This is a genomic window from Ralstonia sp. R-29, assembly GCF_049913345.1.
GTDB lineage: Bacteria > Pseudomonadota > Gammaproteobacteria > Burkholderiales > Burkholderiaceae > Ralstonia.
Window position 1 is genome coordinate 1,280,997 of sequence record NZ_CP184377.1, and the last position, 13,736, is coordinate 1,294,732.

Annotated in this window: 9 protein-coding genes and 2 pseudogenes; 7 read left to right on the forward strand and 4 right to left on the reverse strand. The window is 60.6% G+C overall.

What is annotated here, in order from left to right:
• Positions 1 to 68: 68 nt before the first annotated feature.
• The gene (locus ACN9M1_RS06005) at positions 69 to 473 is read right to left on the reverse strand and encodes a hypothetical protein (RefSeq protein ID WP_426398237.1); all 405 of its coding nucleotides are present in this window, start codon (positions 471 to 473) and stop codon (positions 69 to 71) included.
• Positions 474 to 2,055: 1,582 nt separating this feature from the next.
• Between ACN9M1_RS06005 and ACN9M1_RS06010 the strand changes: the two are divergent.
• The 6 genes and pseudogenes from ACN9M1_RS06010 to ACN9M1_RS06035 all read left to right on the forward strand — a co-directional run.
• Positions 2,056 to 2,508 (forward strand): annotated as a pseudogene (locus ACN9M1_RS06010) (tyrosine-type recombinase/integrase); the annotation flags it as partial.
• A 109-nt stretch (positions 2,509 to 2,617) separates the two neighbouring features.
• Positions 2,618 to 4,133 (forward strand): annotated as a pseudogene (gene istA, locus ACN9M1_RS06015) (IS21 family transposase).
• Positions 4,123 to 4,908: an IS21-like element helper ATPase IstB gene (istB, locus tag ACN9M1_RS06020; protein WP_426394882.1), complete on the forward strand. Its 786-nt coding sequence runs from the start codon at positions 4,123 to 4,125 to the stop codon at positions 4,906 to 4,908. Before istA ends, istB begins: the two are co-directional and overlap by 11 nt.
• A 942-nt stretch (positions 4,909 to 5,850) precedes the next feature.
• Positions 5,851 to 7,773, forward strand: a complete 1,923-nt coding sequence (locus ACN9M1_RS06025) for a PrkA family serine protein kinase (RefSeq protein ID WP_426398239.1) — start codon at positions 5,851 to 5,853, stop codon at positions 7,771 to 7,773.
• Positions 7,774 to 7,818: 45 nt separating this feature from the next.
• Positions 7,819 to 9,081, forward strand: a complete 1,263-nt coding sequence (locus ACN9M1_RS06030; protein ID WP_426398240.1) for a YeaH/YhbH family protein — start codon at positions 7,819 to 7,821, stop codon at positions 9,079 to 9,081.
• Between the two features lie 111 nt (positions 9,082 to 9,192).
• Positions 9,193 to 10,701 (forward strand): SpoVR family protein, encoded by a 1,509-nt coding sequence (locus tag ACN9M1_RS06035; RefSeq protein WP_426398242.1) that lies wholly within the window; start codon positions 9,193 to 9,195, stop codon positions 10,699 to 10,701.
• A gap of 20 nt (positions 10,702 to 10,721) precedes the next feature.
• Here the strand turns inward: ACN9M1_RS06035 and ACN9M1_RS06040 are convergent, their stop codons facing one another.
• The 3 genes from ACN9M1_RS06040 to ACN9M1_RS06050 form a co-directional block, all read right to left on the reverse strand.
• Positions 10,722 to 11,258, reverse strand: coding sequence for a hypothetical protein (locus ACN9M1_RS06040; protein ID WP_426398244.1), 537 nt, complete (start codon positions 11,256 to 11,258; stop codon positions 10,722 to 10,724).
• A 164-nt stretch (positions 11,259 to 11,422) separates the two neighbouring features.
• On the reverse strand, positions 11,423 to 11,701 hold the full coding sequence (locus ACN9M1_RS06045) for a DUF1488 domain-containing protein (protein ID WP_426398245.1): 279 nt from the start codon (positions 11,699 to 11,701) through the stop codon (positions 11,423 to 11,425).
• A gap of 418 nt (positions 11,702 to 12,119) precedes the next feature.
• The gene (locus tag ACN9M1_RS06050; RefSeq protein ID WP_426398246.1) at positions 12,120 to 12,626 is read right to left on the reverse strand and encodes a LuxR C-terminal-related transcriptional regulator; all 507 of its coding nucleotides are present in this window, start codon (positions 12,624 to 12,626) and stop codon (positions 12,120 to 12,122) included.
• Between the two features lie 403 nt (positions 12,627 to 13,029).
• Here ACN9M1_RS06050 and ACN9M1_RS06055 point away from each other — a divergent pair, with 403 nt between their 5' ends.
• Positions 13,030 to 13,701: a DUF2589 domain-containing protein gene (locus ACN9M1_RS06055; RefSeq protein WP_426398248.1), complete on the forward strand. Its 672-nt coding sequence runs from the start codon at positions 13,030 to 13,032 to the stop codon at positions 13,699 to 13,701.
• The last annotated feature ends 35 nt before the right edge of the window (positions 13,702 to 13,736 follow it).

Here is a 13,736-nt window from a genome sequence, read left to right on the forward strand (position 1 = left end):
GTCATCTTCTTTTTCCTTCTACCGTTTGAATGCGAGCGCTCGATGCGAGGGTTGAGAAGCCGCGCTGATTAGCCACGACGTGCTTCCAACAACCAGAGGACCACCGCTAGCGCAATGCCCATCGCAAGATGGAGCGATATCTCAAAGTGCAAATCGAAGCGGCGTACCGAGTCAGTAAACGCTTCGCGTCGGGGCCAGGCCCACGTCCACAGGGTCAAGGTGTCATGTGTCACCAGCGCAACGTAGGGCAACAGGAACAGTCCCCAGGTTGGAGAGTGCGATAGGTAGCGGAGGCCAGCAGCGCCGATGCCGCCGCCCATGAAAAACAGAGTGGGAAACATCCACCAGGCGCGACGGCGCATCACGAGGCGATGCAGCCCCAGCGGAAGCCAGATGAATCCAAGAAGGACGGCGTAGCCCCCAGCCGTCTGCCAACACCATTGGGCCCATGAGGTCCAGTTGTCGCGGGTCATAACGTCTTTTTGTGCGTTGCGCAATAGAGTCAGGGAGCGATGGGCTTCAGATCATTGATGGCCTGTACACACGTCTTTTCAACACTGTTCAGCAGCTCGGCCTCCAACCTAGTCACACAGGCCAGGCCCCCCTGACCGCAGTACCCGTGGCTGGCCAGTTGAGCAGAGGCGTCCTGGCACTCTTGTATCGATACGGATTTCCGCTGACTTGTGGAGATTTGCAGCTCAACGTGCTCGTCGACGTTCATGTCATTCGTCGCGAACGCGGCCGCGCTGGCAAGCGAGAGTGAGCAAAGCACCGCCCACGTAGTTCTGGGGTTCACTGAGGTTCCCCAGCAGGTGCGGCCGTGCGTATCCAGTCGCGGACATCTCCAAGCCGCCACTTGAGTAGGCGGAAACCAGGATGGGGGCGGGGGAAACCAGGCAAACGCTTTTGTTTGACGTACACCTCAGATAGCCCGCACAGGGCTGCAACCTCCGTTACGCCAACAAGCACGTCGTCTCTCATGCGAGACACCTGTATTGCCAGTGCAAAATTTCTCGTTCGATCGGCTAACATGACCTATCTCCAACGTCGGTGCGAATAACAAGCGTCACGCTAGCCAAGGGGGCTAGCGATGACGAGGGTGCAAAATTCGGGGTGAGGGAAAATGGGTGTATTGAGATCGCTTGTCGCTGCCTCGCTGTCCAGAGGCCGGATCGACGCCGTTGCGCCGGCCAGTGATGGCTGCAAAGCAGGAGCCGACGACCTGCTGACGCATGAGCAAGAGCTTTGGGCTAAGTGGACGGCCGAGAGGCTGATCGACAGAGTTCGTAAAGGCGTAGCAGAGCAGGTTCTTGCTGCAGAGGTGCTCGCACAGACCTCTGGCATAGCTACCGAGCCGCGGAGGCCCGGGCGTCCGCGCAATGAGCCGCCGGTCTATCGGGCGTACCGATACGGCGTGTACAGCGAGTGGGCGAACTACGTTGAGACTCGGGCTAGGAAGGACGGGCTCACACAAAGGCAACTGAGCGAGCTGTTGCACTTTTCCCCGGATGAGTGGCGCGCGATCAAGAGAGGGGACCTGCGTCGCCGGAGCATGTCGCCTCAGCGCTTCGTCGTGGCGATGAGGGTAGTCAAGGAGCGGCAATGGGATGTTTCCCCGCGACCTCGGAGTGGGCCGGTTCCGCTTGTCCCTTCAAGGGTTCCGGAGCCTCAGTCGCTGCCGGCATTCATGGGATGGGCCCAAGAAAAAATCGCAGAGGCGGCCCAAAAGTGCTCCACGCGAAAAGCTAACTAGTGCTAACATGAAGCACTGCGAGCTAACGTAAGCTCTTGTTATTAAAGCGTATTATTGATTTTCCCCTTGTGGGACTGGCGCATCACTTCCGATTCACACGGCAGGGGTCACAGGTTCAATCCCTGTACCACCCACCAAATTAGCAGCAAGCGTTGCCCAGCAACGCCAAAAAACCCGCGATAGCTCAAGGCTTCGCGGGTTTTTTGTTGCCCGCAATGCCCATGTTTGCCCATTGGCAGCAGGGGGTGTGTGGGGGTATTTTTGGGGGTACATCTGATACCCCCAGATGGAGATACCCCCAGATGGCACTCACCGACACCGCAATCCGCAACACCAAGCCTGCCGACAAGCCGATCAAGGTGTTCGACGGGGGCGGACTGTTTCTCCACGTCACGCCCGCCGGGCAGCGCTACTGGCGGTTGAAGTATCGGTTTGCGGGCAAAGAGAAGCTGCTGGCCATTGGCGTCTACCCGGAAGTTGGCCTAAAAGAGGCGAGGGACCGGCGCGAGGAAGCCAAACGGCTGCTGAGCGAGGGCGTTGACCCAGCAGTTGAGCGCAAGGTGCGGAAGGTGGCGTCGGTCGAGCGGGCGGCGAGCAGCTTCGAGACCGTGGCCCGCGAGTGGCACGCCAAATACGCGCCGAACTGGTCCAAGAGCAACGCCGACAAGGTGATCGCCCGCCTGCAGAACGACGTGTTCCCCTGGCTTGGCGGTCGGCCGATTGCTGAGCTGAAAGCGCCTGATCTGCTGGCTGTTGATTTGCACCGAATCCTGACCCACCCGAGGTAGGTTTTTGCATCGAATGTTGACCCACGTATAGAACACTGTCCCGCTCGGCAACGAGCGGGAGATCGGAGTGATCGACGTGGCCATACTGAGCATCATTCGACGCTGGCATCTTCGCGACCAGATCCCGCTGCGCGAGATCGCCAGACGCCTGGGCATCTCCAGGAACACGGTCAGGCGCTATCTGCGCGCTGACACCACGGCACCGGCCTATCCTGCACGGCAGAGTCCGAGCAAGCTCGACGGCCATGCCGCCAAGCTCTCCGCTTGGCTCAAGACCGAGGCCAACAAGCCACGCAAGCAACGGCGCACACTCAAGCAGATCCACACTGATCTGTGTGCCTTGGGCTTCACCGGCTCCTACGATCGCGTTGCCGCATTCGCTCGCCGCTGGCGCCAGGAGCAACAGGAGCAAGCCCGCGTCGGGGCGAGGCACCTTTATCCCACTGCGCTTCGCAGAGGGTGAGGCCTTCCAGTTCGACTGGAGCGAGGACTGGGCGGTCATCGCCGGCGAGCGCACCAAGCTGCAAGTGGCTCAGTTCAAGCTCAGCCACAGCCGCGCATTCTTCCTGCGCGCGTATCTGCTGCAGACCCACGAGATGCTGTTCGATGCCCATCACCACGCCTTTGTGGCCTGGGGCGGTATCCCGCGTCGCGGCATCTACGACAACATGAAGACCGCCGTGGATCGCGTGCGCCTGGGCAAGTTGCGTGACGTCAACTTGCGCTTCAGCACCATGGTCAGCCACTACCTGTTCGACGCCGAGTTCTGTAACCCGGCCTCGGGCTGGGAGAAGGGGCAGATAGAGAAGAACGTGCAGGACAGCCGTCACCGCATCTGGCAACGCATCCCTGCATTCGGCTCTCTGGCGGCACTTAATGACTGGCTGGCCGACCAGTGCGTACGGCTGTGGCAGCAGACCCGCCATCCTGAGCTGGACATGACCCTCTGGGAGGCCTGGTCGCTGGAGCGGCCACACCTGATGCCCGTGGGGCAGCCGTTCGATGGCTTTGTGGAGCACACCAAGCGCGTCTCACCAACCTGCCTGGTGACCTTCGAGCGCAACCGCTACAGCGTACCGGCGTCGTTTGCCAACCGGCCCATCAGTCTGCGCGTCTATGCCAATCGGCTCGTGTTCGTGGCCGAAGGCCAGGTGATTGCCGAGCACGTGCGGCACATCGACCGTAGCCATCTTCCGGGGCGCACAATCTATGACTGGCACCACTACCTCGCGGTGCTGCAGCGTAAGCCCGGTGCGCTGCGTAACGGCGCACCGTTCGCCGAACTGCCAGAGGGCTTCCGACGCCTGCAATCCACACTGCTCAAACGCCCTGGTGGCGATCGCGAGATGGTCGAGATCCTGGCGCTGGTGCTGTTGCACGACGAACAGGCCGTACTCACTGCGGTGGAGCTCGCACTGGAGGCGGGTGCCCCGTCCAAGCAAACCATCCTGAACATCCTCAGCCGCCTCCTGGAAGGCGAGCCCGTGGCACCGATCACCTCACCACAGGCACTGGCGCTGCACGTCGAACCGCAGGCCAACGTCGGCCGCTACGACAGCTTGCGAGATCGGGAGGTGCATCATGCAGCATGAAGTCATGTTGGAGATGCTCAAGTCGTTGAAGCTGCACGGCATGGCACAAGCGCTGGGCGACCTGGCGGCGCAGGACTCGCCGGCCTACCAGTCGGCCGTGGCCATCCTGTCGCGTCTGCTCAAGGCCGAGCTCACCGAGCGCGAGGTGCGCTCGCTGGCCTATCAGATGAAGGTGGCGCGCTTCCCAGCCTACCGAGACCTGACCGGCTTCGACTTCAGTTGCAGCGGGGCCAACGAAGCACTGGTGCGGCAGCTTCACCGCTGCGAGTTCCTCGAGTCGGCGCACAACATCGTGCTGGTCGGCGGCCCAGGTACGGGCAAGACCCATCTCGGCACCGCCATCGGCGTGCAGGCCGTGGAGCACCATCACCGTCGAGTGCGCTTCTTCTCGACCGTGGAGCTCGTCAACGCGTTGGAACTGGAGAAGGTCTCAGGCAAGCCGGGACACCTGGCCACGCGACTCATGTATGCCGACCTGGTGATCCTCGATGAGCTGGGCTATCTGCCGTTCAGCCAGACCGGCGGCGCATTGCTGTTCCACCTGATCAGCAAGCTCTACGAGCGCACCAGCCTCGTCATCACCACCAACCTGAGCTTCGGCGAATGGTCCAGCGTCTTCGGGGACGCCAAGATGACCACCGCGCTATTGGATCGCCTCACGCACCACTGCCACATTGTTGAAACCGGCAACGATAGCTATCGTTTCAAGCACAGCACCACCCAGCCCAAGAAGGAGAAACGCACCGCCAAACAACCCGCACAAAGCGACACCTAACAGCCTTTGGGGTGGGTCAGTTTTCGATGCAAATCCTGGGTCAGGATTCGGTGCAAATCAACACAGGATGCGCAGCCCGCACTCTAACCGTCATCGTGCCTCTGGATAAGTGGGGTAGCGTTGCTGGTCTGGGGGTATTTTTGGGGGTACTTTCTCTGTTGTGAAAAACGAGAAGGCCGCACAGTGTTGGTTTGCGGCAACTGTTTGGTAGCTGTACCACCACCAAATTCGCGAGCAATCGCACAAAAAGGCCCTCTGGCAATCGCCGAGGGCCTTTTTGTTTGTCTTGCGTTTGCTGCGCCTTCTCTCGCCCTGTCACCCGGCTGTCGTCTTCTTTTCGTAGCAGCGCCAACTGGACGTTGGCCAGTTGCCCCGCCTCAAAGACGAATCCCGCAAATCGATATGCACCGCGCTGAGGCGTAGTGCGCGCGAATGGCGCAATTTGCCGTTGCGTGAAGCAATGAACGTTGCCGCTGCAAGTGGCGGCTATCGCCGTCTCCTCGTCCATCTTTGGTATCGGCCGTTCCTTTTGCGTGTCTCAACGCAGGCGGGAACTCGCACCGATCGGTTACACACCAACTGGCACGCACACTGGCGTGCATAGCGCATCGACATGGGTATGGTTTCTGCTGTGTTGCAATCGGCACGATGGCGTTGCGTGGGTGTTGTGTTGCAGCGCAGATTCGTTGTTTATTGAAAGCCGGGTGGGAGCGACAAACGTGGCAAGCGTCAGCGCGGCCGCGTCGGCATCGTTAGCACTGAGGGGTATCGAGCGCTAATGCACGCCGGACGCGGGTTTTGGAGGGGCGATGTTTTTTTTCTTGGCCCTTGTGCTGGCGGCTGGTTGGTCTACAGTGGAATCACTACCGCACTTCATGCACGTCACAACTAGCCTCGTCTGCGGCAGCCATGTTGGGATGAGGAAGCGTCTACGGGGGAGATATGGATATTTTCCGCCACTACGCAACGCGTTTTGAGGCTCGCAAAGAGGACGAGTACAGCATCCAGGAGTATCTGGATATCTGCAAGAAGGACTCGACCGCCTATGCGACCGCCGCGGAGCGCATGCTTGCTGCGATCGGTCAGCCCGAACTGGTGGATACGCATCACGATCCACGCCTGTCTCGGCTGTTCTTCAACAAGGTCATCAAGATCTACCCGGCCTTCCGGGAGTTCTACGGCATGGAGGACACGATCGAGCAGATCGTCTCCTTCTTCAAACATGCCGCGCAGGGTCTTGAGGAACGCAAACAGATCCTCTATCTGCTGGGCCCGCCGGGCGGTGGCAAATCTTCGCTTGCCGAGAAGTTGAAGGCGCTGATGGAGCAGGTGCCCATCTACGCGCTCAAGGGCTCGCCCATTCACGAGTCCCCGCTCGGGCTGTTCTCGCCCGAGGAAGACGGCAAGATCCTCGAAGAGGACTACGGTATTCCGAAGCGCTATCTGAACACGATTGCGTCACCGTGGGCGGTGAAACGGTTGCATGAGTTCAATGGCGACATCACGCGCTTCCGCGTGGTGAAGCTGCACCCTTCGGTGCTGTCGCAGATTGCGATTTCCAAGACAGAGCCGGGCGACGAAAACAATCAGGACATTTCGTCGCTGGTCGGCAAGGTCGACATTCGCAAGCTGGAGGACTATCCGCAGGACGATCCGGACGCGTATTCGTATTCCGGCGGGCTGTGCCTGGCCAACCGCGGGCTGCTTGAATTCGTCGAGATGTTCAAGGCGCCGATCAAGGTCTTGCACCCGTTGCTGACGGCTACACAGGAGGGCAACTACAAGGGCACCGAGGGCTTTGGCGCAATCCCGTTCGATGGCGTGATCCTGGCGCACTCGAACGAGGCGGAGTGGCAAAGCTTCAAGTCAGACCGCAACAACGAGGCCTTCCTAGACCGTATCTACATCGTCAAGGTGCCGTACTGCCTGCGCGTGTCGGACGAGGTGAAAATCTACGACAAGCTGCTGCGCAACAGTTCGCTGGCGGCGGCGCCGTGCGCGCCGAGCACGCTCAAGATGATGGCGCAGTTTGCGGTGCTCACGCGTATCAAGGAGCCCGAGAACTCGAACATCTTCTCGAAGATGCGCGTGTACGACGGCGAGAGCCTCAAGGATGTCGACCCGAAAGCCAAGTCGTATCAGGAGTACCGCGACTTTGCCGGCATCGACGAAGGCATGACGGGTTTGTCGACGCGCTTTGCGTTCAAGGTGCTGTCGAAGGTATTCAACTTTGATGGCACGGAGGTCGCGGCCAACCCGGTGCACCTGTTGTATGTGCTTGAGCAACAGATCGAGCGCGAGCAGTTTCCGCCCGAGACGGAATCCAAGCTGATGTCCTACATCAAGGAGTATCTGACGGCGCCTTATGTGGAGTTCATCGGCAAGGAGATCCAGACCGCCTATCTGGAGTCGTATTCGGAGTACGGGCAGAACATTTTCGACCGCTACGTGGTGTTTGCTGATCTGTGGATCCAGGATCAGGAATACCGTGATCCGAACACCGGCGAGATTCTCGATCGCAGCGCATTGAACGACGAACTGGAAAAGGTAGAAAAGCCGGCGGGTATCTCCAACCCGAAGGATTTCCGCAACGAGATCGTCAACTTCGTGCTGCGTGCGCGGGCCAAGAACGGTGGCAAGAACCCGCTCTGGACCAGCTACGAGAAGCTGCGCATGGTGATCGAAAAGCGGATGTTCTCGACCACGGAGGATCTGCTGCCTGTGATCTCGTTCAACGCCAAGTCATCGCACGACGATCGGGAGAAGCACGAGAACTTCGTCAACCGCATGGTGGAAAAGGGCTACACGCCGAAGCAGGTGCGCTTGCTGGTGGAGTGGTACCTGCGTGTCAGGAAGTCGTCCTAAGGAGGGAGTGCCGAGCGCGTACAACTTCCAACCGAGGGCAGTCACATGGGCACGATCATCGATCGGCGGGAGAACGGTGGCGGCAAGAGCACCGTCAACAAGCAGCGCTTCATCAAGCGCTATCGGGACCAGATCCGCCGTGCGGTGGCCAAGGCGGTGTCGGGCCGGAAGATCATGGACATCGAGCAGAGCGGCCAGGTGTCCATTCCGGTCAAGGACATCTCCGAGCCCATGTTCCACCATGGCCAGGGTGGGCGCCGTGAAGGCATCCACCCCGGCAACCGCCAGTTTGTGCGGGGTGACAGCTTTGACCGGCCGCAGCAGGGCAGCGGCGGATCAGGCTCGCAGGCGAGTGACTCGGGCGAGGGCGAAGATGATTTCATCTTTACGCTCTCGCGCGAGGACTTCCTGAACTTCTTCTTTGAAGACATGGCATTGCCCGACTTGGCCAAGCGCAGCCTGGCCAAGCTCGCGGAGGTGCGCAAGGTGCGCGCGGGCTTCTCGCTCGATGGCACACCGTCAAACCTGTCGATCTTGCGCACGATGCGCAGCTCGCTCGGCCGCCGTATCGCGCTGTCCAGTCCTTACCAACGGCGCCTGCACGAGCTCGAGGCCGAATACAACGAGGTGCTCGAGAACGACGGCCCGTACTGCGCGCGCGCGCAGGAACTGATGAAGGAGATGCGTCATCTGCGCTCATGCCTGGACCGCGTGCCCTTTATCGAAAAACTCGACCTGCGCTACAACAACCGCGTGCAGCGCAAACGCCCGCAGGCGCAGGCGGTGATGTTCTGCGTGATGGACGTGTCCGGCTCGATGGACGAAACGCGCAAGGACCTGGCCAAGCGCTTCTTCATGCTGCTGTACCTGTTCCTGAAACGGAACTACGAGCGCATCGACGTGGTGTTCATCCGCCATCACACCGTGGCGAAAGAAGTGGATGAAGACGATTTTTTCCACTCGCGCGAATCCGGCGGGACCGTCGTGTCGAGCGCACTCAAGCTCATGGCCGAGGTGATTCAGGAGCGCTATTCACCAAGCCAGTGGAACATCTACTGCGCGCAGGCATCGGACGGTGACAACTGGGCGGGCGATTCAGAGCTCTGCGCCAAGATCCTGCGCGAATCGATCCTGCCGGTCACGCAGTACTACGCCTATGTGGAGGTGGTGTCGACAGAGCCACAGAACCTGTGGGAAGAGTATCTTACGTTGAAGGCTGGGCACGACAACTTCGCGATGCAGCGCATCCTCAAAGCGGACGAGATTTACCCGGTGCTGCACGATCTGTTTCAGAAGCGCGCCGCTTGATTGCTGATCAGCGGATGTGAGTCGTCCCCCAACCAGTGCACCGTCGCTGCACGGCGGCAGTGCATGCCATGGCGAACACGCCACGTGTGAGATGGACGAACGGGAACGAGCATGGCCTACCTATCTACGGGCTCGGAGTGGACCTTCGAGCTGATCAGGCGCTACGACCAAAGCATCGCCCGCATTGCCGCTGAATTCGGCCTGGACACCTATCCGAACCAGATCGAGATCATCACCGCCGAGCAGATGCTCGATGCCTACGCGTCGTCGGGTCTGCCGCTGGGTTACAACCACTGGTCATACGGCAAGCACTTTCTTGCATCGGAGCGTGGCTACCAGCGTGGGCTGATGGGGCTGGCTTACGAGATCGTCATCAACTCCAACCCCTGCATCGCCTATCTGATGGAGGAGAACACAATGCCGATGCAGGCGCTGACCATCGCGCATGCCTGCTACGGCCACAACTCCTTCTTCAAGGGCAACTACCTGTTCCGCACCTGGACGAACGCGGATGCCATCGTCGATTACCTGCTCTTTGCCAAGAGCTATGTAGCGGAATGCGAGCGGCGCTATGGCGAGCAGGAGGTGGAACTGCTGCTCGATTCCTGCCACGCGCTGCAGAACTACGGCGTGGATCGCTATCGACGGCCCAAGAAGCTGTCGATCAATGAAGAGCAAGCGCGCCAGGCGGAGCGCGAGCGGTACCTCGAAGCGCAAGTCAACGACTTGTGGCGCACGTTGCCAACGCATCGCGCGCGCGCGGTGACCACAGTGGACGAGCTGCCGGAGCCCGAGCCGACCTTTCCGCCCGAGCCTGAAGAGAACCTGCTGTATTTCTTCGAGAAGAACGCGCCCAAGTTGCAGCCCTGGCAGCGAGAGATCGTGCGTATCGTGCGCAAGATCGCGCAGTACTTCTATCCGCAGCGCCAGACCAAGGTGATGAACGAAGGCTGGGCCACGTTCTGGCACTACACCATCCTGCACAAGCTGTACGACGAGCAGCTCGTCAACGATGCCTTCATGCTGGAGCTGCTCCAGGCGCACACCAACGTCATCTACCAGCCGCCGTATCACAGCCCCTACTACAGCGGGTTGAACCCCTACACGCTCGGCTTCCTGATGTTCCAGGACATCCGCCGTATCTGCGAATCGCCCACCGACGAGGACTACCGCTGGGCGCCGGAGATTGCCGGAAGTGATTGGCAGCAGACGCTGGACTTTGCGATGCGCAACTTCAAGGACGAAAGCTTCCTGCTGCAGTTCCTGTCGCCGCGCGTGATCCGAGAGTTGAAGCTGTTCTCCGTGCTCGATGACGACCGCGATGCCAAGCTGCGCGTCACGGCCATCCACGACGATGACGGCTATCGCATGATCCGCGAACTGCTCGCAGCCCAGTACGACCTGTCCAACGTTGAGCCGAACATCCAGGTGACCAACGTCGACATTGGCGGCGATCGCTCCTTGACGCTGCGCCACCAGCAGAGCGCCCGCCGCCCGCTGGGCGCCAACTACGAAGAGATGCTGCGGCACGTGGTCCGGCTGTGGGGCTTTACGTGCCGGCTGGAGGTGGTCTACGAAGACGGGCGGCGCGAAATGAAATACGAGTGCAAGCCGGACTAGTTCGCCTCAGCATCACATCGTCAAACCGCAGGGGCCGCCGGTTCAACGCCCGGGCTGGTTGAGTCGGAAACCGGAAGGCCAGCTTTGACGTTGGCTTTCTTTTTGTCCGATGCCGACGGCGCCGAGGGTCGCGTTTCCGGCATGGTCGGTGTTTCTACAGTGCCGAAACCCCCGAACAGCGCGCGCACCGGCGCGATCATGGGTTCGTTGCCCCAGTGTGTGGCCAGCGTGCGCCAGGCGTCGACCGAGGTCGTGCCCTCTTGCAGCAGGGCCTGATGCTGTTCGTTAAGCAGGTTCAGCATGGTCTGGAACAGGCGGCCGTTTTGCTCCATGCGGGTTTGCAGCAGTGTGGCGGGCAGGGTGGCCAAGTCTTCCCATGAATTGGCCTCGGCAACGGATGCGCAAGCCTGCAAGGCGCGCCGCTCGGCGTCTTCCACGCTCTTGAGCGTGATCTTGAGCAGGCGCTCCTGGGTTTCTTCCAGCGTGGTCAGAATGTGCAGGGCAGTCTGCAACTGCGTGCGAAAGACTTCGAGAGAGAGATCGATGCGTGCTTCCACGGTGAGCCTCCAAAGGATGTGGTGGCGAGGCCCAGCCGATGTTGTCCCGCATGGTGCCCCGGTGTCCCCCGTCCCCTCGTTCCCTTGGCCGCCCGCTGCTGTGGTGCGCGCGAACGTGCCGGCCGGCGCCGCTCGCAGGCAACGCCTGATCTACAGATGCAGGTTTACATGCCGAAGCGGAAATGTCCGCTGCGCAAGACGATGTTGTGTGAGTCGGTCAGCTTGAACAGTGAGCGAGCCATGTCTTCGATGGTGCCGCGATGCGATTCCATTGCCTGCAGCAGATCTTCCTGCCGCCAGGAGCGCGCGCCGAAATGTTCTTCCAGCGCTTCTGCGGTCACGGCGTAGCAGGCGAAGGAGCCATCGACGCTGGCCGTGCACGTGAGCGTGAGATCTGCCGCGCAGTAGCGTGGCGCACCCGTGTGAAACTCGATGGTTTTCATGGCCGACCTCCATGAAAAAACGGCGATGCACCGCGCGCCGCCTCGCACTCAGTGTATGGCGCGGCCACGCGAATGCAATGCGTTAAATCGGGTGTCGCGCTGCATGGTTGATCACGTGCAATGTCATCTCTGTCCAGGGTGGCCCGTCAAACACATCGCCTGGGCCGTCGAACCCTGTCCATTGCTCCATGGTTCGCGCCGCGCCGTGCGAACACGATCAGAGAGCGCATTGCTGCGCACGAAGCCTGCATGTTCCTCAACCCGACGGAGAGGAGGAGTACCAGACGATGAATGCGGCGCGCTCGACCACGTCGGTGGAGACTTCCGTTGCGCTACGTATGAAGTGCGACGCCAAAGGGGGCATCCTGCGGCGAGCCACTCTGTCGCGGATGCCCCCGAGGGTGCGCTGGGCACAGTGTTACATCGTGCACAGCTGCAGGCGCGCCATGCCGGCCTTGCACCGCGATAGCCAGAGCGCTGCTTCTGTGCGGTTGCTCACGCCGATTTGCCGGAACAGCGCATACAGGTGGTTCTTGATGGTGCCCTCGGCCACATTGAGCACGCGGCAGATCTGCTTGTTGGACTTGCCTTCTGCAAGCAGTTGCAGCACTTCATGCTGGCGCGGTGTGAGTCGCTGCCATACCTCTGCCGGGCTTTCCCCGATGCGCTGCCCTGCGTCGTCGAGCGCGAGGTTGCTGATGGGTGGCAGGTAGACCGCGCCCGAGGTGATGCGCTGCAAGGCTTCGAGCAACACGGCAGCGGTGGCTTGGCGGTCGACCACGCCGGCTGCGCCAAACCGCAGCGCGTCACCCACCACGTGACGGCCAATGGCTGGCACCGTCAGTAGGATCGGCACTTCCGGCAGCATCGCTTTCAGCTCTGACAAACGTTGCCGTGCGCCGTCATCCTGTGCGCTCCATTCCATGACGACGGCGCTGGGCTCAGCCTCTCTGCAGGCTGGCCCAATGGGCACGCAATAGTGCGTATCGATAAATACGCCATGCGCATCAAGAGCATTCAATACATTAGACACGCCTGCTGCAAAAAGCGGCAAGCTATCGATTACCAGAATATTCATCGACCCCTCGTGCTTCGGTTAATTGTTTTCAAGCGAAACCGATTGTTTTGTAGGGCGTAGATGATCCGGGTGCATTGAAACGGAAGTGCCGTGCCGAAAGTCATGGGGCAGGCGTTGGCTGGTGCTAGGGCCACCGTTCTGGTGCCTTGATCGGGACTTCTGGGGCGTCGAATCCGGTGCTCAAAGCGCTTACCTTGAATTCCGGCGCACAGCCCTGTGCGTCCAATTAATTCAAAGTAAGGAGTTTTAAATGGACAACGGACTTATCGGGTCGGTTATCAATGCCCTGCCGATCGACAAGATGATCTCTGCGCCGCTGCAGGCGATGATTGCAGCGCAAACCTCGGCGGCAAAATCTTATGCAGATTTTTTGCTGCAGGTGTGTATTCAGAACGGCAAGGCCGTTGCGGTGCAATTTGACTACGACGAAACCATTGTCGATGAGAAGGGGGTATCGCAGGGCACGATCCAGAAGACGATGCGCATTCCGCTGCTGTGCGCGGTGGTGCATCCGGTGATTGCCATCGAGGAAGGCACGATCGACTTCGAGCTGGAGATTTCGCAATCGGAGAAATCGTCGTCCAGCACGGAGGCAGAGGGTTCGTTCCAGGCCAAGCTGGGCTGGGGTCCGTTCAGCGTGTCGGTGTCGGGCCGCGCCTCGCACAAGTCGGAGCAGACGCGCAGCACCGACACGCGTGCCAAGTACTCCTTCCACACCCAGGTCAAGCGGCAGAACCCACCCGAAGCGCTGATGCGCGTGATGGAGTTCCTGACCGACGCCGCGACCAAGCCGGTGGTCGTGAAGGGCAAGGAGAACGACGTCAAGCCGCTGCCGGCCACGCCGACCGACGGCACGATGGTCGGCGAAAAAGTGCCCGCGGGCGGCAACGCACCGGCCCCGGCGCCGGCCGCTGGAGGCTAAGCCACTTTGGCAATGGACGCCGGCCGGCCTCCCCA